Genomic DNA, 25,389 nt, shown 5'->3' on the forward strand with positions numbered 1-25,389 from the left:
CTAAAAGAATAAAAGATAAATTAAACCAAGTAAAACTATTAAAAAGACGGAGTATAAAGCGGTCTGTATCTTCCCGTTTTGTACCAGGCGGACTTGATGACCGGTCCAATAGGTTACCGAAGCAACCGTGTTGACTAAGCCGTCTATAATATATTTGTCTATCCAAACACTTAATTGTGAAATCGATAGCACGATTGACTGAATCAAAGAAACAAAGGCATCAACAACATGTCGGTCAAACCAATAACAGAATTGAGCCAATTTTAATATGCCCTTGACAAATACAACATCGTAAAACTGATTGATATAGCCCTGATTTAAAGAAACCTTCAGTGCCGGATTGGCCGGATTGAACGGGTATCTATGCTGCACATACCATTTCCAGCCGATGATCCAGCCAATAACTGAACCAAGGAAGAGTATTGCAGGGATAATCAGGTGGGCAATGTGGCTTGGAGCAAAGGCATATTCATCCGATAAGAGTCCGTCCATCAACCAGGAATCGTGGTACGAAAATGGATTGAACGAAAATAGTGGAAATAAGCAGAATACACCCAAAACAAACATGGGCATCAACATGGTTTTTGGCGCTTCATGTAGCGGATGATCATGTAATTTGCCATGCAGTTGGTTTGTAAGCCTAAACTCTCCAAAAAAAGCTTTAAACAGCAGTCTACCAATATAGAAAGCGGTTAAAATACTTACAATGATCAAGCTTAATGGGATGATCAGGTATAAGTTCCCTTTTGAAAGAGCCCATTCAAAAGAAGATATAACGATACTGTCTTTGGATAGAAAACCTGAAGTCAGTGGGAATCCGGCAAGTGCTAGTGAAGCAATACTCATGAGCACAAAGGTCTTGGGCATATAGTGACGTAATCCACCCATGTTCCGTAAGTCCTGCGGATCAAAGTCTAGTTGACTATGTGTTTTCAGATGGGCCATCTCATGAATAACTGCGCCGGCCGAAAGAAATAGAAGGCACTTAAAGAAAGCATGCGTCGTAAGATGAAACAAAGCGGCATCCCATGTTCCAATACCGATCCCAACCATCATAAAGCCCAGTTGCGATATGGTCGAAAAGGCAAGAATACGCTTGATGTCATATTGGCCCAAGGCGAAGTATGCTGCCGAAGCTGCTGTGATGGTACCGATAATAGCGATAAATAGTAATGCCGATTCGCTGAATAATGGAAATACAGTAGCCAATAGGAATACGCCGGCTGCTACCATGGTTGCCGCATGGATCAAGGACGATACGGATGTAGGACCTTCCATGGCATCCGGAAGCCATACATGTAGTGGGAATTGTGCTGATTTGGCCATAGCAGCCAAGAAAAAGGCTAGTCCTCCTAGGGTAAACCAGATCTGAGGTAAACTATTGACTGGAGATACCCATAGTCCATCGACGATTGCGGATTGATAGAGCAGTCCATTATCACCAAATAAATCGACCAAATTAAGTGTCTTGAACTGCGTAAATACGATCGCAAGGCCGATTAGAAAGCCGAGGTCACCGATGCGATTAACCAAAAATGCCTTTTTATTGGCTTGTACAGCTGCTTCGCGCGTAAACCAAAATCCGATAAGGAGATAGGACGCAAACCCAACCAACTCCCAAAAGACATACATCAGTAAAAGACTGTCCATAATGACCAATCCCAACATGGCGAAACAAAACAGGCTTAGATACATCCAATAGCGATGAATGCCAGGATCACCTTTCATATATGCCCGGGAATAAACATGCACCGGCAATGCTACAGTAGGTACCAAGAAAAGCATTAAGGTGCTTAAATTATTTAACAGGATACCAACTTTAAATGAGGTTTCGCCAATAGTGAACCAATCCGCCTGAACCGTTACGGGGGCATTATTCCATATGGTGAACCAGGTGAGCCCACCACCGGTAAAACTGAGGGCGATGGCTAGGAGGGAGACAATACCTGACTGGTCACGTTTGCCTAATAAAGATTGATATAAGAACGCTACTAATGGGGACACTACGGTAACTAGCGCGGTCAAAAGGGGCGATATGTGAACAACTTGATCCAATGTTTATTTGTCTTTTAATTGGTTTACCTCATCCGGATTAATGGTGTTGTAATGTCTATAAACATTTAATACAATAGCCAATCCAACGGCTACAGCTGCCGCTGCTAGAACAATCGCAAACAACGCAAAAATTTGCCCACCATAACTCACTTTATCATATTTCCCAAAGGCAACAAAATTCAGGATAGCTGCATTGATCATTAATTCAATACCAACCAAAATCATAATCGCATTTTTCTTGGAAAGAACGGTGTAGAGTCCAATGCTAAAGATACACGCACTCACCACCAAGAAATGGGTCAGCGTGATCATAGTGTACGCTCCTTTCTGGATAAATGAGATGCTCCAATTAAAGCCATCATCAGAAATATCGATATAATTTCAAAAGGCAATACGTAAAAAGTCATAAAACGTAATCCGATTTGATGAATATTGTTATCAGTCGCAGTAATATTATTTCCATTTTCTATGGACTGAATGATCCACGTTGATGGTGCCTGTTGCCATTCAAAGATGCCATAAAGCATCAGTAACAGAAAACCAAGTACCACTGGAATAGCTTGCCATTTGGGCATGCTTAAGAAGGAACCGCTGTTGTCTTGAAGATCTTTTAGGAGTTCTTTATTGGACAGCATAAAGGCAAACAGCATAAGAATGAGTACGCCTCCGACATAGACCATGATTTGTGTGATGGCCACGAAATCAGCTAAAGCAAATAGGTATAGTCCTGCCATTGCAAATAAAACAATAAAAAACAGGAATAATGCGCGCGCGATATTTTTAAGATTGACCAGTAAAAGGGCCGAACCGATTGCTAGGATAGCGAAAGTGTAGAACAAAATACTTTCCATTTTCTATTTTTGCTTTGCTGCCTCCTTTTCAGCTTGAAACTGTGTCCATTCAGCTTTGCGTTGAGCTACCTGCTCGTCAGTCATGTCTGAAAACCCGTAAATAAGATCGGTCAGCTTTTGCGAGCTGCGGTCATATGCATTGGTCATGGTAATACATTCTGTCGGACATACCACCGTGCACAGGCCGCAATACATGCATTTAGCCATATCAATATTGAATTTTGCGGGATATAACCGTTTGACGCTACCGTCAGAAGTCTTTCCGATCGCTTCTGGCGATTTGATCGCTTCAATTTCGATACAGTCCACAGGACATGCCTTAGCGCAAAGATCACATACAATACAGTCGTCGATATCAACCTGCAATTGGTAACGCGCGACTTCCGGGATAGGCATTTTTTCACGCGGATACTGCACCGTCACAATACCTTCCTGTTGATTAAAGTAGTTTTCTTTTTTGATATTTAATTCCGTCCGTGAGCGACGTGCACCAAACAGGTGTTTGACAGTCAAAGATAAACCTTTGATTGCCGTACGAAATGCATGCGAAGCCGTTTTAAATATCATAATATCCTATGCTATAACTAAAATTCGCCAAATGGCAGAGATGGCCATACACAGAAAAGCCAGCGGTGTCAATACTTTCCAACATAAACTCATCAATTGGTCTGCACGTAACCGCGGTAATGTCCATCGGATCCACATTTGGATGCCTACAATAAGGAATGATTTGGCTAAGGTCCAAAATATTCCCCAAGCTAAACCAGTCGTCCAATCTGCGAGGCGTACAGCCCCAATGTTTGGTAATGGTGTGTTCCAGCCGCCTAAAAAGAGGACAACGCCCAACATCGATACCAAAAACATCATAGCGTACTCGGCCAGAAAGATAAAGGCAAATTGTATTCCACCATATTCCGTATGGAAACCACCGACCAGTTCAGATTCGGCTTCCGGAATATCAAAAGGAGCACGATTACACTCGGCAAGAGTAGCGATAAAGAATATGATGTAGGTGATAATCAAATGCGGAGCCTGAAAAATATTCCAGGCGAAGAGACCGCCAATCTCATTAACTTCCCAAATACCCAAGAATTTAATGCTCCCATTGGTGAGGATTCCCTGCCCAATAGCGATTTCATTCAGGTTTAGGGTTTGTGTAAGCATGACAACTGTAATCAGCGAAAGGCCGACCGGTATTTCATAGGATACCATCTGTGCAATGGCACGCATGGAGCCTAACAAAGAATATTTATTGTTGGAACCCCAACCAGCCATTAAAATGCCCAAAGCATCAATGGAAATTATCGCCATAATGAAAAATAAACCGGTATGCGTATCGGCTGGAATAAAATCCTTTGCCCAAGGAATAACGGCAAACCCTGTAAAGACGGCAACAAAAATAATGATAGGAGCAATCCTAAAGAGAATCTTATCTGCCGATGAAGGGGTGATCAGTTCTTTTTGGAGTAATTTAAGAATATCAGCGATGGTTTGAAGACTACCATATTTTCCGGTTTCCATTGGACCTAGCCGATCTTGGACAAATCCAGCAATCTTTCGCTCGGCGTATACTGCAAATAAGGTAAATGCTGCTATAAAGGTGAAAATAGCAATAGGAACCAAGATATGTAGTACATTTTCTAGCAAGTCTTATTTATAATGATTTTTAATAAGAGACGAATCAATACGCAAACTTAACGAAAAACAGGGAATTTAGATAAGGAAAAATTAAAATATACTTAACAAGTAGATTATCGTGACAATAGCGTAGCGGCGAGCAGCTATTTATTGTTTGATCGAATAGGTCATTCGTGCTTGCAAAGGATTCACAGGAGTTGCAATAAAAAGAAAAAAGCATCCTGTAAGGATGCTTTTTCGGATATAAATCAAAACCGAATTAACGATTTGAGAATTCAACGTAATCACGTTCTGTGTGGCCAACATACACCTGTCTAGGACGGCCGATAGGCTCTTTGTTTTCACGCATTTCTTTCCATTGTGCAATCCATCCCGGGAGACGGCCTAAGGCAAATAATACCGTAAACATATCTGCTTTGAAACCTAGTGCACGGTAAATAATACCAGAGTAAAAATCAACATTTGGATAAAGTTTTCTGTCGATGAAGTATTGGTCATTCAATGCAGCTTCTTCTAATTTCTTAGCGATATCCAATACAGGGTCTTGCACACCTAATTTTTCCAAAATATCGTCACATGCTTTTTTGATGATTTTAGCACGTGGGTCAAAGTTTTTATAAACGCGGTGACCGAATCCCATTAAACGGAAAGGATCGTTTTTGTCTTTCGCTTTGGCAAGATATTTTTCGGCATCACCACCATCATTTTTAATAGCTTCTAACATTTCAATTACCGCTTGGTTTGCACCTCCATGCAATGGCCCCCATAATGCATTAATACCTGAAGCAACAGATGCATAGAGGTTTGCATTTGACGAACCTACAATGCGAACGGTAGATGTCGAACAGTTTTGCTCGTGATCAGCATGCAAAATCAGCAACTTGTGCATAGCATCAATGACAACCGGATCGAATGTTTTTTCGTCGTTAACTTCTCCGAACAACATATTCAGGAAGTTGTCGATGTAGCCAAGGTTATTTTTAGGGTATACAACAGGGTGTCCTAATGATTTCTTTTGGATCCAAGAAACGATTGTAGGCATTTTTGCCAAAAGATTGATGATCGTTTGATCCTCTTCTTCATCTGTTAAGTTTGGATTTAAAGATTCTGGGTAAAATGCCGATAATGCACCAACTAAACAGGAAAGTTGCCCCATTGGGTGTGACTTGGAAGGAAATCCAGCGAAGAAATTTTTCATGTCCTCGTGGATCATCATTTGCTTTTTGATGTCAGCTCTGAATTTTTCCAATACCTCTTTTTTGGGAAGCTCTCCATAAATCAACAAATAAGCAACTTCCAAGAAAGTCGATTTCTCTGCCAATTGTTCAATGGGATATCCTCTATATCTCAATATGCCTTTTTCACCGTCAAGGAAAGTAATCGCACTCTTCGTAGCACCCGTATTTTTATATCCTGGGTCTAATGTAATAAATCCGCTTAGATCTCTTAATTTGGAAATATCAACTGCTTTTTCATTCTCAGTACCGACAACGACCGGAAGGTCATAAGAAGTTCCGTCTAAATTTATAGATGCTTTATCTGACATGTTTATATATTATCTTATATCTGATTTGTTATGCTAATCTCACAAATTTAACTATTTGATATTTAAAATTGAAAGTTCTTGTGGAATTAAAATGACATGACTACGTCATATTGGATAATATCTACTAACAATTTACTTAAATAAGCAAATCATTTATCCAAATTTAACATTACCTTATTGTACAAAGCGCTAATCTATTTTTCGCTGAGCAACCTTTCCTTTATCTTCATAATTCCCATGTTTACCTGATCCAAAGAAAGGAAGTATAACAAAACACACAAGAATAATAGAAGTTGCGGTCAGTATTCCAGTTGTCCATAGAATTTTACTGAAATTTTCGGCAGCTAACAGCTGAATGCCCCACATTCCCAAAAGGAAATAGGTAGCAACGAAGAGAATCACCAAGGTAAATAGTATACCGAATATATATTTCATAATGGGTTATATTTTGTTGAGAATCTGTTTTTTTAATGCGTCGAATTCTTCCTGGGTAATGATATTTTCACGAAGTAGCAGTTGCATCTTTTGGAGCTTCTCCACGAAGTCGCCTTCTTGCTGAATATGACCTTTGATTTCCTCTTTTTGAAGATCAAACTGCTTACCAAGTTCCATACCGACGCCAAGTTGTGCACCCACTCCCGCAATCCCACCTTCATTTTTAGCGGCATCACGCAGCGCGCGTAACTTTTCTAATTCAACATAGCTTAAACCTGCTTGCTGTGCGGCTTGATTTTGCGTGGTTAGATCGGCGATTTCTCCAATCCTCCTTTTGGTATTGGCATCAAATTGGGTTCCTAGGATTTTAAAATCTGTAATATCGAGCCCGAGATCTTTAAAATCTTGTTCCACTGCAGTCTTGATATCGTTAGATAGTAATGCTAGTTGGCTATCAATCTCATTATAGCCTAGCTTCTTTTGTGCAATCTGTGCGGTAATTTGTTGGGGAATGCGATTATTGAGTATGTCTTGGATGACTGCTGTAGTGACTGTATTTTGATTGGCGACAATGTTTTTATAGAAATGGACCGGTTCATTGATCAGGTAGGAAAATGTACCATTCAAACCGATTTCTATAGGTAAATTGTATTGTGGGTCGATATATTTGATCGGAGAACCTGTTCCCCAGGATTGATTGACGATAGCAGCCGTGCGAAAAAAGTAGATATACAGTTTGTGCTCTGATTCAAAATTTTGCCGTAGTCGTGCTAACGTAGTAAAAAATGGATGATTATCCGTTTTGAGGTTATACGTTCCAGGTTCGGTTAGCAGATTTTCGCCTTTACCTTCATACACAAGAATGCATCCCTGCCCTGGGGCGAGGATTAGTTTGCTGGAATTTTTGATCTCATTCCTTTCGGATGGAAATTTATACCATAATAATCGAGGGTCTTGGTTTTTCCACTCGATAACTTCAGAAAGTTGGTTGTTAAAAAGATTAAATAGTCCCATAGTTATTAATTTAGTGTGTCGAATTTGGGATTATACCCTTCAAATTTGTTGATTTGTTTTCCATTATTATCAAAATAATAATAGTCACTCGAGCCTCTTACAATAAAGCCGTCTTTTAACAGGCTCCCATTTCCATAGATGGACTTGAGGTCAGTAGTAAAGGTTTTTTGTATAGCCCCAGTTGTGATATCCAGCAGTTGGATCTGGAAAGGATCGTCTTCAGCTGGTGTTGGCTTATAGGCGATAAGGAGCGTTTTGTCATTCTGGGCGATGACTATAGGCTGAAAGTAAAGTCTGCCTGGTGTAAAGTCTTTAAAGTTAATCAAACGCGCTCCTTTAAATTGCCACGGATTGATCAATACTTTTTTATAGGGATCTCGGTCGGTAAAAATACCCGATCCACCATAATCCTTATCCCAAGAAAACCGTGGGGTATCTTTAGGATATCCATATTGATAATGGTAAGTATACTGGATTAACTGAATTTTTTCCTCTGGATAATAGCTGGACTTACTTGAAAAAGTAAACTCCGTTTTTGTCGTCGGATTGGGAAGTTTTTTTCTTCTTTCCTCGTAAAGCACTTTATCCGGTATCGCCTTATTTATTAACGGGTAATAGGCCAGATTTTGACCTTCATTGTTGATAATTTGATAAGCGGAACCATAGTCTTCATACTTAAATTCAACTTTGGCTATGCCAGTACTTAAAGATGGAGCATCTTTAACATAATTTTCCAAAACACTCTTATACGTGAGCGTGTTTTTGTCAAGTTGATAGATGTATTTGGACTTGACGATGATGTAAAGGTTTTGATCTTCAAATACCTGAAGTTTAACGTCGCTGCTCGATAATTCAACGGGAGTCTCCATCAATGCTTTTACCCATTCTTTTTTACCTGTTTTAGGGTCAAAAAGCCCAATGTATACCTTGTTGTCTTTGGTTGAATCCATTCTTTTCCTAAAAGTTCCTACATTACCAACGACCACAACATGCGGCGTATTATTTTTGTCCATGAATAACGTATTACTCGCATAGTTCCATTCAAGCGGTTCTACTTCTTCTTTCTCGTTCGCTGAGTTGGAACCACTATAAGTGGAATAACTCGGCTCAGGTTTCTTGGAAAAAATAGCACTTATAGCCCCGATGATAAACATGACCGCGATAAATCCCACAACGGCGAATAGGACAATCCGAAGGGCCTTATATTGATCTGTATTGTTGCGCGGATAGTTATAGTTGTGATTGATATTGATATCGTCGCTATCGAGAAAAAATTCTGTTCCGCAGCTGTCACATTTATAATAATCCGGACGTAGTGTGGTAACTTTTATACTCCCACAATGCGGACATTTGATCGCTTTAATATTTTTAGCCATTGATCTTAATTGTATTTATCTTGAATCATCTTATTACTTTTCATGCTTCCAATCGATCGGATTGCAGTGAATTTATCCAATTGATTTTTTTTCTTTCCAATGCAGGACACGATTTATAGTGAATTTAGAATTAAAATAATCCTATAACAAATTTTCTGCCAGCTAACTTATATTCGTGGGATTTGAGTTTAAAAACGCAGAAAATGAGCGATTTCTTTTTTGATCTAATAGGACTGATGCTATTTACTGTCGATTATATAACTCAGTATAAAAAGATTTTTTATATTTACGAATTGTTCGTAGATTAGTGAAAGATTAGATAAAGTAGATACAGGCATGGAAAAATTAACAGCACAGGAAGAACAGGCAATGCAGTCGATTTGGAGTCTCAATGGAGGATTTATAAAGGAGATCTTAGATAATATCAAAGGTGAAAAGATGCCTTATACCACCTTGGCTTCAACAGTAAAGAATCTGGAACGTAAAGATTTTGTGAAAGCAGTGCGTTATGCCAACGCTAAGCGCTATGAACCGATGGTGAGTGAGGAAGATTATAAAGCGAAATTTATGAATTCCTTTGTCGGTGATTATTTTAAAAATTCCTATAAGGAGATGGTATCTTTCTTTGTGCAGGAAGAGAAACTAACAGCTGATGAATTAAAGGAAATTATGGACATGATTAAGCATAATAAATCTTGATAGCATGGAAACCTTACTCACCTATATTATACAAGTTAATCTGTTGTTGGGTATTATCTATTTGGGATATATTGGACTATTGAAAGGGCTGACATTCTATGTGCTAAATCGGGTATACTTCCTAGTGGGTGGACTTTTTGCTTTTATGTATCCATTTTTGGATTTAAAGTCTTTGTTCGTACAGCGCGGGCTGAATCTGGGGGGAGTAGGCGAGCAGATTTCACTATATATGACGGAGCCGGAGGTCCAACAACAGCTATCTTTAGGAAGGCTGGTGGAAATCCTGTTTGTGACCGGTGCCGTTTTATTGTTATTGAAATTTGTATTTCAGTTATTGAGTTTATTGCGGATTCATCTGAATTCGAAGTCCGATCAATGGCGGACGTATTTATTCCGGAATGTGCTTATTCCGGTTGTTCCATTTTCGTTTTTGAATAAAATATATGTCAATAAGGGGCAGCATCAGGAGGCTGAACTGAAAGATATTTTTAAGCATGAGGATATTCATGTGAAAGGCCTTCACAGTCTAGATATTTTATTGTTTGAAATGATATTGGTGTGTTGTTGGTACAATCCTTTCGTTTGGCTCATGCGCAGGGCCATTCGCCAAAATTTGGAGTTCTTGACTGATCAACAGGTCCTTGATAAAGGAGTGGACAAGCAAACCTACCAGTACAGCTTATTGAACGTGTCCAAAAAGGGGGGCTCGGTGGGATTGAGCAATCAATTTAATTTTAAACTTTTAAAACGTCGTATTATGATGATGAACAAGAAGCGATCATCGAAAATAGAGCTGAGTAAATATGCCTTTCTTTTACCGGTATTTTTATTGACGGGAGCCGCATTTACAGTAAGTAAAGCCGAGGGGAGTATAGAAGGGGTAGTGGAGCAGGTAAATAAGACGGCTGTTATTCAGTTGGACAAGGACTTACAAGTTGATGTTGCTTTGCCTGCAACGATAAGTAGCAAGGTAAGTAAGCCTTTAGCGGAAGATTTGCTTACCAGGCAAATGACAAAGGATACCTTGAAGCCAAAAGGTGTTAGAGATACGATTCATTTTCGGACAAATATGAAGTCTGAAAAGGAGCCGCTCTATTCAACCATTATGTCTGCTATTCCATCGTCGGAAATCGAATCGATCAATGTAATAAAGGATAATGGTAAGGCAATATATGGTGAAAAAGGCAAGAACGGCGTTGTCCTTGTTACGTTGAAGAAAAATGGTTTACCTATGGTAACGAATCAGACCCTTACTTTTACTAATGATAAAAAGGACAATGCAGGTAATCCTAAGATTAAGGTAAATGGAAATCCTACGAAAGTTGTTGTGGCGGGGTATAAATCTGTAAATACGACTGAACCAGAGCTTAAAGGCCGAGCGGAGGGAATCTCTGGAAATAGCATTGGGTTATCAAATGATGGATCGAGGAAAGTTGCTGTCAGCAGTATTAAGTTTCGTGGAGTTCATGGAGCTAAGGATAATCCTCTATTTGTGGTCGACGGGAAAATTGTCGAAGACGCTCAGTTAAGTGGGTTAGACCCGAATACAATCGATAACATATCGGTTTTGAAAAATAATCCTGCTACGGCACTATATGGTGATCAGGCGGAGAATGGCGTTATCATTGTGACCACCAAGGCATATGCAGAGGAACATCCTAAGGCAGCATCTTCTGATGTAGAAGACGGTCTTTCTGGGAAAGGGAACAAAGTAACTAAGACTGAGTTAGAGAAAGAAAAAGGAGAAGCGGTTAAAAAAGAAAGGGGGCAATTATCCATTCGATAAGAAAAAGCCGATATATTTGGCTTTTCCGTTTGTGGAGTTGTTTTTTTTTGTAAAAACGAAAGGGTTATGGCAATATTATCATTTCAAATAGATTCTTCTGAAGTAGAAAAGATTAAAGCGGTGCTAAAGGCACTCGGTGGGACAAAAATAAAAGTTGAGTCTGAAGATAGATCGTCGAAATTAAATGACCGCGTGAAAGAAGCTAGAGCTGAGAAAGAAAGAGGTGAATTAGTCCAATTGGATAGCAAGAATATATGGGAAAGTATTTAATCCAATATTCAAAAAAAGCGATTAGAGATTTGCAAATGATAAAAAAATCTGGACGTAAATCTGATAGGACAAGAATTGACCGAACAATTAAAATATTTTGACGGCGAAATTTGGAGTAGGGCGATCAATAAGAAAGATCGCCTTATTTATGAAATTTTTGAAGATGAGACTGCTGTCGTTGTGATCCAAGCACTGGGGCATTACAACAACAAGTGACTTATTTTGTATTCAGATTAGTCATGGTTAGCTCGATGCCTATATTAACAAAACTCTGGATCATTTTAACGGAATGGTCTATCAGAGCCGGTAACTCTGCTTGTTCATCTTTATCAAAAGGGCCAAGTACATAATCTACCTGTCTACCTTTTGGGTAGTTGTCTCCAATGCCGAAACGTAAACGGGGATATGCTTGTCCACCGCAAAGCTGTTCAATGGATTTTAGTCCGTTGTGACCAGCGCTACTTCCTTTGGGCTTCATGCGTAGTGAGCCGAAAGGGATCGCCAAATCATCCACAATTACCAATACATGCTCAATTGGGACTTTACATTGTTGCATATAATAATTAACAGCTTTTCCACTTAAGTTCATGTAAGTCGTAGGTTTAATGACGGTGACATTATGCCCTCGTTGCTTAAATTCACTATAATAGGCTAATTTCAGCAAGGAGAAGCTAGCACTGGCCTGTTTAACAAGCTCATCGGCAACCATAAAACCGATATTATGCCTTGTGTCGGCATATTCACTGCCAATATTGCCTAATCCAACGATAAGATAATTCATGATGCAAAAATAAAAATTTTAGTAAACAAAAAAAGCACCGAATTCCGGTGCTTTCTGCAGTATCTTAAAATCTTGTTCAGATTATTTTTTACCACCTTTAGTTGCTTTAGCAGCTTCTTGTTCAGCTTGACGCAATGCACGAGACATGATTACTGATACGATTGTATCATCAGCATTGTTCAATACTTTTGCGTTTTCTAATTGAATTTGACCCACACGAACTGATTTACCAACCTCTAAAGATTCCATTGGTACTTCAATTTCTTGCGGTAAGTTTGCAGGTAAAGCTTTTACGCGTAAATTACGTAATTTTTGAACTAATTTACCCCCCATTTTAACACCTGGAGAAGTTCCTGTCAATTTGATAGGGATATTCAATGATACTTCTTTGTCATCGAATAACTCTAAAAAGTCAACGTGAGTAACTAAATCAGTTAATGGGTGGAATTGTGCGTCTTGAACGATAGCTCTTTTAGTTTGACCTTCAATGTTTAATTCAACAATGATTACGTCAGCAGTGTAAAGAACTGGTTTCAAATCAGCTGCGGACACAGAAAGAGCTGTTTGCTCTGTACCACCGTAAAGTACTGCTGGTACTAAGCCTTGGTAACGCAATTCTTTTGCATCTCTTTTCCCTACGTTCTGTCTTACAGAACCGCTAATAGCAATTGATTTCATCTTTTAATTTTTTTTTAATGGTTGATGAGAGCTCGAGTAAATAACAATTGTTTTTCTGACAATGCTATTTACATCTCGGTTTCATCTTTTAATTTTTTATAAATTTGAGGTGCAAAGATAATCTAATTTCTGGTATTATCAAAAAATACGACTGATATTACCTCGAAAACAGGCACTTATTCAAGATTATGAACTTTTCCATTCTCATGATTATACCTATTCAAATTTGTTGCTTAGCTCAATTTAAGAACAAATAGATACCATTTCCTATATTAAAACCGAAATAGGACTCTTTTAGTAGGGAAATAACAGGGGGTTAATAGGGGTTTTACCCCTGTTGTCCCCTCGGTAATGTAGGAATTGATATAAATCAAGTATTGTTCACTTATGTATGAACTAGAAAGCTATTCGCCTAGGGCTAAAAAGAGGAACCACGCGAAATAGTATTTTTAAATAGTTGTTGCTTTTAGAAAAGGGGGGATGGTGCCATACAAAAAAAAGACTCTGGTCGTTTCGCTAAAGGCTTCACGCACCAGAGTCCAATATTTAATAGCTAAAACGCAACGCTTATTCTACTTCAAATAAGTCAGAAATAGAAGAGTGTTGATTGACGCTTTTTATGGCTTTCGCGAATAAATCAGCTGTGGATAACACTTTGATTTTGGTCGATTGTTTTGCTTTTTCTGGATCCAATTGAATCGTATCCGTCACGATCATTTCTGACAATACAGAATTTTCAATGGTTTCATAAGCTTTTCCTGATAGCACAGCATGCGTACAAACTGCTCTGACAGATTTTGCACCGTTTTCCATAATCAATGCCGCTGCTTTTGAAAGTGTACCGGCCGTATCACAGATATCATCGATCAAAACAACATCTTGACCTGTAACGTCGCCGATGATCGACATCGATTCGATTTCATTCGCACGCTTACGGCGTTTATCACAGATAATAACTTCTGCATTGAAAAATTTAGCAAAAGTACGTGCTCGGTACGAACCGCCCATATCTGGAGAAGCAATCGTTAAATTCGGAAGTTTTAGTGATTTGATATAAGGAACAAAGATAATAGAGCCATCCAAATGATCAACAGGGATATCGAAAAACCCTTGGATTTGAGCTGCGTGAAGATCCATCGTCATGATGCGGTGGATACCAGCAGCTGTCAACAGATTAGCAATCATTTTAGCGCCGATAGCAACTCTTGGTTTGTCTTTTCGATCTTGTCTTGCGAAACCAAAGTAAGGGACTACCGCTGTGATGTAATGCGCTGAAGCTCTCTTCGCTGCATCTGTCATCAATAATAATTCAAAAAGATTGTCGGTAGGTTGGTTGGTTGACTGGATAATGAAAACATCGCTTCCGCGAACAGATTCATTGTAGAATGGTTGAATCTCACCGTCGCTAAAACGTGATAATGTTTTGTCTCCTAGTGGTTTCCCGTAAGATTGTGCGATTTTTTCGGCTAGTTCTGTAGTGCCAGAACCTGCAAATAGTTTAACCGTGTTGAATTGCAAAGGCATGGTTTTGTATATTTATGTTGGGTTGTTGTATTGTCGTTTATTCAATATTTTTATTCCCTGACTATTTTTTAAAGTTAAACATTAAAAAAAATGGATTGTTTTCACAATCCATATATGCTTAACTTTAAAAGTTGTCCGACCTGGATTCGAACCAAGACAAACAGAACCAAAAACTGTCGTACTACCCTTATACTATCGGACAATGTCTCTAAAAAGTCAACGTTTCCGTCTTTTTCTTTTTGACGACGCAAAGATAGAGATTTGTTTTAAAAATCAAAATGCAATTTAAAAAAATCTGAACCCTTTTATAAATATAAGCCTTGCATATAACGCAGAAAAGGCTTGCAAATGCAAGCCTTTTCTATTGTTTGTTGTCCGACCTGGATTCGAACCAAGACAAACAGAACCAAAAACTGTCGTACTACCCTTATACTATCGGACAAACAATTCAAAAGTGCTTTCGATCGTGATGATGTCGTTCACATTTGATGATGCAAATATACGGACTATTCTTATTTCTGCAAATAAAAATGTCCTGTAAAGTGCATTTCGGCTGATTTTCAAATAAATAATTTTTCTTTGATGCCGAAAAATCTTTACATCGACCATTTTTCAGTGGTGCTGTCGGTCTATAAAAGTATATGCGTACAGTTTTATATCCTTTCTTTACAGCCAATATTGGTTCACATAATGAAATTGTTTCAATCAATATGTGTTAAAAAATCAGAATAAAGTTCATTTCTTATTAACTTATCCTTATTTTCGAGCCGTATTAATAATACTTTTTACAGTTATCATTTTATGAACTATACTAAAATCAACAATCTTTTAGGATGGATATGTGCGCTAATTGCAACAGTAGCATATGTCATGACTGCCGAACGATCGACGAGTTGGTGGGATTGTGGTGAGTTTATCGCTTCAGCCTTCAAGCTCCAAATTGTGCACCAGCCGGGAGCACCTTTATTCTTAATGATTCAGAATATATTCTCCAACCTTGCTGGTGGAGATGTTACACGAATTGCGTTCTGGATGAATGTCGGATCGGCGGTATGTAGTGGTCTGACCATTTTGTTTTTGTTTTGGACAATTACAGCCTTAGCAAAGAAAATCGTTGTAAAGGGTGTTGATGGATCGTATACGTCGACCGATTTAATTAAAATATTTGGTTCGGGGGCAGTAGGTGCATTAGCCTATGCTTTTACAGATACATTTTGGTTTTCGGCCGTAGAGTCTGAGGTGTATGCGATGTCTTCTTTATGTACTGCAGTAGTATTTTGGGGGATTTTAAAATGGGAAAATCATGCCGATGAGGCTGGTGCGGACCGCTGGTTGATCTTTATCGCTTATGTGATGGGACTTTCTATCGGGGTACATTTGCTCAACTTATTGGTAATTCCTGCAATTGCTTTGGTGATTTATTTTAAGCGTTCAAAAACAATAACCTCCTCGGGAGCAATAAAAGCATTTTTAACAGGTGTGGTTGTTTTGGGCCTGATTTTATGGGGAATTATCCAATATACGGTCAAAGCTGCAGCCTATTTTGATCTATTTTTTGTAAATAGCTTGGGCATGGGCTTTGGGACTGGATTTAATCTGTTCATGATTTTAGCTGTCGCTTTATTTGTCTATGGTATTTGGTATTCGATCAAGAAGGTTAAACCCATGTTGAATCTGATCTTGATCAGTACTGCATTTATCATTTTTGGTTATAGCTCCTTTGCCATGATCATGGTGCGTGCCAAGGCGAATCCTACCTTAAATAACAGTGATCCAGATAATGCGTTTTCTTTTGTAAGCTATTTGGGACGCGAGCAATATGCTAGTGAACCTCTTTTAAATGGACCTACATTTGATGCGCAGGTCGTTGATGCTGAGCCGACCTATACCTACAGAAAAGATAAAGACAAGTATACGAAGGTGGAAAACGGTATGGACTATAAATACGATAAGACCATGTTTTTCCCACGTGTCTACAGCTCACGCGATCAAGGACATATCGAATATTACCGTGATTATTTGAAAATTCCAGATGGGCAGTCTCCGACTTTCGCCGATAACCTCAAGTTCTTTTTCAGTTATCAGATCGGACATATGTATGGCCGTTATTTCTTGTGGAATTTTGCCGGCCGGCAAAATGACCAACAAGGTCAAGGGTCATTTACAGAGGGTAATTGGCAGGCGGGTATCAAGCCGATTGATCAAATGCATAATGGTGGACAAAATGCTATTCCGGATTCATTAAAGACTGATCCATCGAATAATAAATATTACTTCTTGCCTTTGATTATTGGTTTAATTGGCGCATTCTGGCATTTTGGGAAGCGGCAACGTGATGCGGGAATCGTCGGTTTATTGTTTTTCTTTACTGGGCTAGCCATTGTATTGTATTTAAATCAGAGCCCACTTCAGCCTCGTGAGCGTGACTATGCCTATGCAGGTTCATTCTATGCTTTTGCCATCTGGATCGGGCTAGGGGTTTTCGCTATTGCCGATTATTTAAGCAAAAAAATGGATGGTAAAATTGCTGCTGGTGCAGCTACAGTTGCTTGTTTGTTGGGTGCTCCGGTATTGTTGGGCTTCCAGAACTGGGATGATCACGACCGCTCGGAGAAGACGACTGCCCGCGATTTAGCGAAAAACTACCTGGCTTCTTGCGCGCCAAATGCAATCTTGTTTACCTATGGTGACAACGATACTTATCCGTTGTGGTATGTTCAGGAAGTTGAAAATTATCGTCCGGATGTACGCGTGGTGAACTTAAGTTTATTGAGTTCGGACTGGTACATGCGTCAGATGAAGCAAAAAGTGAATCAGGCCGACGGTTTGCCAATCAATATTGATGATGAAAAGTTCAAAAAAGGCGTGCGTGAGGTACTTTACTATCAGGATATGAAAGTACCGGGACATGTTGATCTGGATTTGATTATGCAAATTTTATTATCGGACGATCAAAAGAACAAATTGGAATTGAGAGGTGGTAAGTTTGAAAACTTCCTGCCGACCAAAAACTTTAGCCTTCCGGTAAACAAAGAATCCGTTCTGAAAAATAACGTAGTTCCTAAAGCATGGCAAGAATCGATTGTGGATACCATGAGCTGGACTTACAATAGAAATTATATTTCTAGAGCGGAGCTGTCAATCTTAAACGTATTGTTAAATAACGATTGGAAACGTCCAATTTATTTTGCGGCGACAGTTCCAAATGATAATTACCTTGGTTTAGATAAGTATTTGGTGCAAGAGGGCTTTGCATTGCGCTTAATGCCGATTGCAACTCCTGCAGGAGCAGAAGGTACATTGGTCGATACTCAGTCTGCTTATAGAGACATTACCACAAAATATCAATGGGGTAATATGGCACATGCTTCTTACTTGGATCCAGAGTCTTACCGTATGATTACCATGATTACAAATACAGTAATGGGGGGTACAGCAACACAGTTATTGATGGAGGGACATAAGGATGAGGCGCGTAAAGTTGCCGTCGAAACTTATGAAAAGATGCCGAAGCGTGTTTATCTGATGCGTGATATTTTGGGGTATATTCCAATTATCAATGTGTTGTATGAAACAGGTGAAACGAAACGTGCAAATGAGATCGTAAACCGTAACCTGAAATTTATGACACAAAATATGCGGTGGTATCAGGATATTGCGCAGACAAAGCCTGAGCTGGAATATTCTAATATTGGTACAGCTTTACGCGCCTTGGGTGCCTATAAGAGCATTTTGGCTACCACATCGGAAAAACAGTTGCTACAGCAGGTGACCGATTTGGAGAAATCATATAAACAACAATATGGTGTTGAGTAATTGTTAGCGATACCATTTTAAGATAAGGGCTGCCCTTTGCTACAGATATTCAAAATAGAAAATTGTCGCAAAGGGCAGCTTTTTTTGATTATTTTTTCATAGCTTAAGGGCTCATAAACCAGCCCGAATGAGGGGGATATCCCCCTTTGAAGAGCATCTCATACAGATGTGGCTAGCCTGGGAGCTATTGCCTTGTCTTTGTAGTCATCTAAGAAGGTGTCGAGTGCTCGATGATGAAGCAAGTAATTCGGAATGCCGGATGTAAGGTGTTCTTTTGCCAATGAAAATCATACTTAACAAATAGTATATGAAACGTCAATTAAAATTGTGGGATGCAGTGATGCTGGTCATGGGGTCGATGATCGGGAGTGGTATTTTCATTGTATCGAGCGATATGATGCGGCAGCTGGGATCTGGGTATTGGTTGGCGGTCGTGTGGCTGTTGACGGCATTGGCAACGGTCGCAGCGGCAATCTGCTATGGCGAATTGTCATCGATGTATCCAAAGGCTGGTGGGCAATACACCTATCTGACAGCAATATTTGGGAAGCCTATCGGCTTTTTATACGGTTGGAGCTTATTTACAGTCATTCAGACGGGGACGATAGCAGCGGTAGCTGTGGCCTTTGGTAAGTTTACAGCCTATCTTATCCCGCAGTTGAATGACGCTCCACCACTGTTCCAGCGTGGGGAATTTAGGATTACCTGGATCCAGATTCTCGCAATGGGCGTGATTATGCTGCTTACCTTTATCAATACGAGGGGAATTAAGAGTGGAAAAACTGTTCAATCTTTTTTTACTTCTGCAAAAATCATTGCTTTGATTTTGTTGATTTTAGGTGGTTTGTTTTTGATTAAAGAAAATCATTTTTCGGAAAACATGTCTTACGGCTGGCATTCTTTCCAGAATTTAAAGGGCGCAGGCTGGTCGCAGATCTCTGGCGGCGCTTTGATGGGAGCATTGGCTGCTGCGATGGTCGGTTCGGTATTCAGTAGTGTAGCCTGGGAAAATGTAACCTTTGTTTCGGGCGAAATTGTCAACCCACAGCGTAATGTCGTACGCGCCTTGGTGATCGGTACAAGCTTGGTCATGCTGCTCTACATCAGTTGTAATTACATCTACCTGGCGGCTTTGAGTAGAGAGGAGATCGCTTTTGCCGCTAATGATCGGGTAGCGATTGCGGCCGCTGAGAAAATATTAGGCCATAGTGGTACAATAGCGATGGCGATTTTAGTTATGATCTCGACCTTTGGTTGTGTCAACGGACTTGCATTGTCAGGAGCGCGTGTTTTTCAGACCATGGCCAGAGATGGTTTGTTTTTGAAACAGGCAATTCCCAACAACAAGTACGATGTGCCGGCAAGATCATTGTGGCTACAGGGAATTTGGGCTTCATTACTCTGTTTAAGTGGCCAGTATGGGAATTTGCTGGATATGATATCCTTTGTAATTGTCATATTCTATATGATCACGGTACTCGGTGTCATTATTCAGCGTGTTAGAAGACCCGATTTAGAGCGCTCCTATAAGACTTTCCTATTCCCGGTTACACCAGTCTTGTATCTTTTGATAGGTACGGTTTTTTGTGTGTTACTGATTATTTATAAACCGCAATATACCTGGCCTGGATTTATACTTGTATTGATCGGTTTGCCTGTGTATTTTTTTGCACGGAACAATAAACCTGTCGAGCGAGAGGAATAATCTTCGTAGATAACCTGTCTATGCTATGGGGTTTTCCATAAATAGTTGCTAGTGAGTGTTATGTTCGATCGCTAAAATCTGTTGATAGGCTGGAGTAATAGGCTTGTATATTTTCCTGAAAGAAAGATATTCTTTGTTTAAATCACTTTTTTAGTAGTGTCCCAGTTGGATGCAAATAGTGAAATTAATTGCCGTTCATGGCGTTATTTTTATAAAAAAAGTGTAGCTTTGCTCAAACATTCCCATAATGAAACAGTCGATTTTATTAGACGGACCAAAATTTCAAATCACAATTCAAAGACTATGTCGTCAATTGATTGAGAATCACGGTGATTTTTCAAATGCTGTCGTCATAGGTATTCAACCCCGAGGAACTTTCTTAGCGAGACGTATTGTTAAAGAGCTCGAACAAATGATCGGGAAAGAGATTTTAGTTGGCGATTTGGACATTACCTTTTACCGCGATGACTTCCGCACAAAAGGAAATGCTGGTCCACTCTTAGCAAATAGCACAAATATCAATTTTATTGTAGAAGGTAAGGAGGTCATTTTTATAGATGACGTCTTATGGACAGGACGTACTATTCGTGCCGCAATGGATGCTGTACAGGCCTTTGGCCGTGCAAAAAGAATAGAATTGCTTGTTTTGGTCGATCGTAGATTCTCGAGACAGATCCCTATTCAACCTGATTATATCGGCATACAGGTCGACTCAATTGATTCGCAAAAAGTAATTGTTAACTGGAAAGAGTCGGATGATCAGGATAGCATTATTCTGATTACAGAAAAAAAGACGTCAGCTGGCGATTAATAGAAGTGTATCAAAGTCCTAAGGGCTATTTTTGCCCTTCGGAAACGAGCACTTTCAATAGAAAATGATTAGTAAATATTTGAATACTCTAAAATGTCATCTGCAGCAGAACAACTAAGTACCCGCCATTTATTGGGGATCAAAGATCTAAATGAAAACGACATCCAATTGATCCTGGATACAGCAAGTAATTTTAAAGAAGTATTAAACAGGCCGATTAAAAAGGTTCCTTCCTTACGGGATATTACAATCGCCAACGTTTTTTTTGAAAACTCTACGCGAACACGCCTATCTTTTGAACTTGCTGAAAAGAGACTCTCTGCCGATATCGTTAATTTTGCAGCATCTTCGTCCTCAGTAAGTAAAGGAGAGACGCTTATAGATACCGTCAACAATATTCTTGCGATGAAGGTTGATATGATTGTGATGCGACATCCTTATGCTGGAGCAGGGGTATTTCTAAGTAAGCATGTTGATGCGCAGATTGTCAATGCAGGTGACGGAGCTCATGAACATCCTACTCAAGCTCTACTTGACTCTTTTTCAATCCGCGAGCGTTATGGCGATGTGGCTGGTCGTAAAGTTGCTATAGTAGGTGATATCACCCACTCACGGGTTGCGCTGTCTAATATCTTATGTCTTCAAAAGCAGGGTGCGGAAGTGATGGTCTGTGGACCTACGACATTAATTCCGAAGCATATCGCTTCACTGGGTGTAAAGGTGGAGCACGACTTGAGGAAGGCGCTGAATTGGTGTGATGTTGCAAATATGTTAAGAATTCAGCTTGAACGCCAAGATATCGCTTATTTCCCTTCATTAAGAGAATACTCCATGCTTTATGGGCTGAATAAAGAGATTTTGGATTCTTTGGACAAGCCTATCACGATTATGCACCCCGGACCGATCAACCGTGGGGTCGAAATCACATCGGACGTTGCGGATAGTGAACATTCCATTATTTTGGATCAGGTTGAAAATGGTGTTGCTGTACGTATGGCTGTGTTGTACTTATTGGCAGGACAACGCGGATAGTCGGAATCGGCTTTAACAATATTATGCCTGACTTTATTTTTTGTCAGGCATATTTTTTGTGCAAAATTTCCGTTATAATACAGTATTATTCACAGATGTTAATAACTTTTGTGTAAAATAGCTCAATTAAAGTATAATTTAGTAAAATGAATAAAACTATCTCTTTAGCAGTGGAGATTTGAATTGAATTTCGATAAATTTGAAGCGATCTTAGGAACCTATAATAGGGAAGGATTGTTCATTATACTCGCGTTTCAGGGCAATTTTATCAGGGTTTGGGAGGAGATTCATTTACATTTGCAGATAAATAACATATTAAGGTTTCACATATTATGTATAAGAAGATTTACCAGGTGGGAGTTGCATTAACCGTTATGGCGACGCCAGCATTAGCGCAACAGACAGAATGGCAACAAATCAACAAGGCGTATAAAACGGGGATGGAGTTGTTTGAACGCGGAAAATTTAGTGCCGCTTCAGTGCAATTTGATCGTGTTGAAGCTTTGCGGACAAAATCCAATTTGCAATTGGATGAGACAGAAGAACTTTCTTTATTGAAAGAAAATGTCCGGTATTATCAAGCTGTTTGCGCCTTGGAATTGGGAGAGTCTGATGCCGAAAATCGTTTTTTGAAATACATTAAAGATTTCCCTGTGAGTGCAAATGCCAAAGCAGCTTACTTTCAGATCGGTAAATCTTACTATGCTAAAAAAGACTACGTTAAAGCGCTAGAGTGGTTTAACAAGATTGACAGCAAAAATCTTGCGGGTAAAGAGAATGTAGAATACCGTTTTAAATATGGTTATGCTTCCTTTATGACGAAAGATTATAAGGCCGCAAAACCTTTATTTGAAAGTTTAAAAGATCAGAAAACGGAATTTCAGGAGGCATCTATTTATTATTACGCTTATCTTTCCTACCTAGATGCCGAATATAAAACGGCGTTGAATGAATTTGAACGTCTCAATGGATCTAAGCAGTTCGAAAATAGCTACCCTTATTATATCACTGCTTTATATTTCTTGGATAAACGCTACGACGATGTGCTGGATTACGCATTGCCGATTTTGTCGCGTACAAAGCAAGAAAATGAAACAGAGATGTTCCGTATTGTTGCGGCGACCTACTTTATCAAAGGCGACTTAAAAACGTCCAAAGAGTATTACGATAAATTCCAGGCACAAGACCAAGGTAAAACACAGAATAATCAGGATAGCTACCAAATCGGTTATATCGCTTATAAATTGAAAGATTATGATAAGGCGATCACTGAATTGGAAAAGATGACTGATCCAGATGCATATTATCAGTCTGCGATGATTACCCTGGGGGATGCCTTTTTGAAGAAAGGCAATAAGCAATCTGCGCGTAACGCATTTTTCCGTGCTTCGAAACTGGATTTTGATCCAGCGATGCAAGAAGAGGGCTTGTTCAACTATGCGAAGCTTTCATATGAATTAGAATTTCACCAGGTCGCATTGGCTTCGACACAGGAATATCTGAAAACGTATCCAAAATCGAAACGTTTGGAGGAAGCGAAAACCCTCCTTGCTGAAGTGTTGTTGAGTACAAAGAATTACCGCGAGGCAGTAGATATTTTGGAGTCTATTCCTAAGCGTGGGAAAGAGGCTAACGCCGCCTATCAAAAAGTAACCTATTATAGGGGTTTGGAATATTATAACGAACGTGCTTTTGAAAATGCAATCTCCTTATTCATGCGTTCTGAGCAGTTTCGTTATGATGAAGAAATTTATGCTTTAGCAACGTATTGGAAAGCAGAAGCGATGTATGAAGTTCGTAAATACGGTGAAGCCGTAACCAATTTCAATAAATTTCTACGTTTGCCTGGAGCTAGTAAAACCGATGTGTATGGTTATGCTAATTATGCTTTAGCCTACGCTGCTTTCCGTAATGGTAATTATAATACTGCCGCTAATTATTTCGAGCGTTTTCTCGCCTCGGGTGGCTCAAAGGGTATAGAGATGAATACACGTAACGATGCCATCGCACGTTTGGGTGACTCGTACTTCTCTTCCAAAAATTACGGCCGAGCTTTAACAGAATATAATAAATTAATCTCTTCTAAAGCACCTAGTCAGGATTACGCATTGTTCCAAAGAGGTATTATCCAAGGATTGCAAGGGGATAATAACGGTAAAATTGCTACGTTGAATGCTGTTATTGCGCAATTTCCGAATTCTAATTATGCCGACGATATTGCCTTTGAGATTCCTTATACACGTTTCTTAATGGGAGAAAGTGATCAGGCCATCGCCGGACTCCAAACTATGGTGGAAAAATATCCGCGCAGCAGTTATGTACCACGTGCTTTGGTGACGATTGGTTTGGTTCAGTATAATCAAGATAACAATGATGCTGCGTTGGCAACATTCCAACGTGTGGTCGATCAGTATGCTTCGACGGACGAAGCCAGACAGGCTATGCGCTCCATTGAAAATATCTATTTGGACAAGGGCGACGCGACTGGTTATATCAAATATGCAACAGGTACCAACCTTGGTGATGTTTCGAAATCAGAGCAAGATTCCCGTTCATTCGCCACCGCGACAACTTTATTTTCAAGAGGAAATTACAAAGGCGCTGTAGAAGCTGTAAATGCGTACTTTGATAAATTCCCTAAACCAAATCAAGAGAAATATGCGCGTTTTATCCGTGCCGAAAGTAATGCGGCCATAGGAAATACCGAGGATGCGTTACATGATTACAATATTATTTTGAATGACTGGACTTCCCCTTATACAGAGCGCACGCTGATTTCTGTGTCTAATTTGTATTTGAAACAAAAGAAATATAATGAGGCTACGCAGTTATTGAAAAAGCTCGAGCTTACTTCTGAATACAAATCCAACTATGGTTTTGCAATCAACAACCTGATGGTTTCTTATTATCAAATTGGAGATTATAAAGAAGCATTAAATTATACCAATGCGGTTAAAAATTACGAAAAGTCTTCGGAAGAGGAGATCGCAAATGCCTACTTATATGCCGGTAAATGTTACGTGAAGCAAAATAAGAAAGCTGAAGCAATGAAAGAATTTAGTTTAGCTGCATTGAAGAGCCGTACGGTTTATGGGGCAGAAGCAAAATACAATGTTGCTCTGCTGCAATTGGAAAATAAACAATATGATGCTTGTATTAAAACGGCAATGGATCTATCTGATAATTTCTCTTCGTACGAATATTGGGTTGCGAAAAGCTTTATTACGATGGCTGATGCTTATGCGGGTAAAGGAGATACCTTCCAGGCCAAAGCTACGCTTGAATCAATTGTGGATAACTATGATGCGAAAGACGATATTTTGCCTGCAGCAAAAGAACGTCTAAATAAATTGAACAACAAAAAGAAATAGG

21 protein-coding genes are annotated in these 25,389 nt (G+C 39.4%); 9 read left to right on the top strand and 12 right to left on the bottom strand.

Annotation, left to right across the window (positions count from 1 at the left end):
• From B3139_RS13075 to B3139_RS13115, 9 genes are all read right to left on the bottom strand, one after another.
• Positions 1 to 2,055 carry an NADH-quinone oxidoreductase subunit L gene (locus tag B3139_RS13075; protein WP_293883785.1) on the bottom strand — a complete coding sequence of 685 codons (2,055 nt, stop codon included), beginning with the start codon at positions 2,053 to 2,055 and terminating at the stop codon, positions 1 to 3.
• 3 nt (positions 2,056 to 2,058) lie between these two features.
• The gene (nuoK, locus tag B3139_RS13080; protein ID WP_209580538.1) at positions 2,059 to 2,367 is read right to left on the bottom strand and encodes an NADH-quinone oxidoreductase subunit NuoK; all 309 of its coding nucleotides are present in this window, start codon (positions 2,365 to 2,367) and stop codon (positions 2,059 to 2,061) included.
• A complete protein-coding gene (locus B3139_RS13085) occupies positions 2,364 to 2,906 on the bottom strand; it encodes an NADH-quinone oxidoreductase subunit J (RefSeq protein ID WP_293883788.1) in 543 nt (180 codons plus the stop codon). Before B3139_RS13085 ends, nuoK begins: the two co-directional genes overlap by 4 nt.
• 3 nt (positions 2,907 to 2,909) lie before the next feature.
• Positions 2,910 to 3,473, bottom strand: a complete 564-nt coding sequence (locus B3139_RS13090; RefSeq protein WP_293883790.1) for a 4Fe-4S binding protein — start codon at positions 3,471 to 3,473, stop codon at positions 2,910 to 2,912.
• 6 nt (positions 3,474 to 3,479) lie between these two features.
• The gene (nuoH, locus tag B3139_RS13095) at positions 3,480 to 4,553 is read right to left on the bottom strand and encodes an NADH-quinone oxidoreductase subunit NuoH (protein ID WP_209580543.1); all 1,074 of its coding nucleotides are present in this window, start codon (positions 4,551 to 4,553) and stop codon (positions 3,480 to 3,482) included.
• Positions 4,554 to 4,803: 250 nt separating this feature from the next.
• Positions 4,804 to 6,090, bottom strand: coding sequence for a citrate synthase (locus B3139_RS13100; RefSeq protein ID WP_209580544.1), 1,287 nt, complete (start codon positions 6,088 to 6,090; stop codon positions 4,804 to 4,806).
• A 189-nt stretch (positions 6,091 to 6,279) separates the two neighbouring features.
• Positions 6,280 to 6,525 carry a hypothetical protein gene (locus B3139_RS13105; protein ID WP_209580546.1) on the bottom strand — a complete coding sequence of 82 codons (246 nt, stop codon included), beginning with the start codon at positions 6,523 to 6,525 and terminating at the stop codon, positions 6,280 to 6,282.
• Between the two features lie 6 nt (positions 6,526 to 6,531).
• On the bottom strand, positions 6,532 to 7,539 hold the full coding sequence (locus tag B3139_RS13110; RefSeq protein WP_209580552.1) for an SPFH domain-containing protein: 1,008 nt from the start codon (positions 7,537 to 7,539) through the stop codon (positions 6,532 to 6,534).
• Between the two features lie 5 nt (positions 7,540 to 7,544).
• A complete protein-coding gene (locus tag B3139_RS13115) occupies positions 7,545 to 8,915 on the bottom strand; it encodes a hypothetical protein (protein WP_293883796.1) in 1,371 nt (456 codons plus the stop codon).
• Between the two features lie 336 nt (positions 8,916 to 9,251).
• Between B3139_RS13115 and B3139_RS13120 the strand changes: the two genes are divergently transcribed.
• From B3139_RS13120 to B3139_RS13135, 4 genes are all read left to right on the top strand, one after another.
• Positions 9,252 to 9,614 carry a BlaI/MecI/CopY family transcriptional regulator gene (locus B3139_RS13120; RefSeq protein ID WP_209580554.1) on the top strand — a complete coding sequence of 121 codons (363 nt, stop codon included), beginning with the start codon at positions 9,252 to 9,254 and terminating at the stop codon, positions 9,612 to 9,614.
• A gap of 4 nt (positions 9,615 to 9,618) precedes the next feature.
• Entirely contained in the window at positions 9,619 to 11,400 is a 1,782-nt protein-coding gene (locus B3139_RS13125; protein ID WP_293883799.1) for a M56 family metallopeptidase, read from the top strand.
• Positions 11,401 to 11,466: 66 nt separating this feature from the next.
• Entirely contained in the window at positions 11,467 to 11,670 is a 204-nt protein-coding gene (locus B3139_RS13130) for a hypothetical protein (RefSeq protein WP_209580558.1), read from the top strand.
• Between the two features lie 75 nt (positions 11,671 to 11,745).
• Entirely contained in the window at positions 11,746 to 11,886 is a 141-nt protein-coding gene (locus tag B3139_RS13135; RefSeq protein WP_209580559.1) for a type II toxin-antitoxin system YoeB family toxin, read from the top strand.
• A gap of 1 nt (position 11,887) precedes the next feature.
• Here B3139_RS13135 and pth read toward each other — a convergent pair whose 3' ends face one another.
• From pth to B3139_RS13150, 3 genes are all read right to left on the bottom strand, one after another.
• Entirely contained in the window at positions 11,888 to 12,451 is a 564-nt protein-coding gene (gene pth / locus B3139_RS13140; protein ID WP_209580561.1) for an aminoacyl-tRNA hydrolase, read from the bottom strand.
• An 81-nt stretch (positions 12,452 to 12,532) separates the two neighbouring features.
• A complete protein-coding gene (locus B3139_RS13145) occupies positions 12,533 to 13,129 on the bottom strand; it encodes a 50S ribosomal protein L25/general stress protein Ctc (protein WP_209580563.1) in 597 nt (198 codons plus the stop codon).
• Positions 13,130 to 13,696: 567 nt separating this feature from the next.
• The gene (locus tag B3139_RS13150; protein ID WP_293883805.1) at positions 13,697 to 14,653 is read right to left on the bottom strand and encodes a ribose-phosphate pyrophosphokinase; all 957 of its coding nucleotides are present in this window, start codon (positions 14,651 to 14,653) and stop codon (positions 13,697 to 13,699) included.
• An 801-nt stretch (positions 14,654 to 15,454) separates the two neighbouring features.
• On the opposite strand from B3139_RS13150, the gene B3139_RS13155 reads away from it, so the two are divergent.
• The 5 genes from B3139_RS13155 (at position 15,455) to B3139_RS13175 (ending at position 25,388) form a co-directional block, all read left to right on the top strand.
• On the top strand, positions 15,455 to 18,469 hold the full coding sequence (locus B3139_RS13155) for a DUF2723 domain-containing protein (protein WP_293883807.1): 3,015 nt from the start codon (positions 15,455 to 15,457) through the stop codon (positions 18,467 to 18,469).
• A gap of 307 nt (positions 18,470 to 18,776) precedes the next feature.
• Positions 18,777 to 20,174: an APC family permease gene (locus tag B3139_RS13160; RefSeq protein WP_293883809.1), complete on the top strand. Its 1,398-nt coding sequence runs from the start codon at positions 18,777 to 18,779 to the stop codon at positions 20,172 to 20,174.
• A 247-nt stretch (positions 20,175 to 20,421) separates the two neighbouring features.
• Positions 20,422 to 20,985 (top strand): bifunctional pyr operon transcriptional regulator/uracil phosphoribosyltransferase PyrR, encoded by a 564-nt coding sequence (gene pyrR, locus B3139_RS13165; RefSeq protein WP_209580570.1) that lies wholly within the window; start codon positions 20,422 to 20,424, stop codon positions 20,983 to 20,985.
• Between the two features lie 93 nt (positions 20,986 to 21,078).
• A complete protein-coding gene (locus tag B3139_RS13170; RefSeq protein ID WP_293883811.1) occupies positions 21,079 to 22,017 on the top strand; it encodes an aspartate carbamoyltransferase catalytic subunit in 939 nt (312 codons plus the stop codon).
• Positions 22,018 to 22,349: 332 nt separating this feature from the next.
• Complete coding sequence (locus B3139_RS13175; RefSeq protein ID WP_293883813.1) at positions 22,350 to 25,388, top strand: tetratricopeptide repeat protein; 3,039 nt, start codon at positions 22,350 to 22,352, stop codon at positions 25,386 to 25,388.
• Position 25,389 lies beyond the last annotated feature (1 nt).

Source organism: Sphingobacterium sp. UBA1498 (genome assembly GCF_002325125.1).
Taxonomy (GTDB): Bacteria; Bacteroidota; Bacteroidia; order Sphingobacteriales; family Sphingobacteriaceae; genus Sphingobacterium.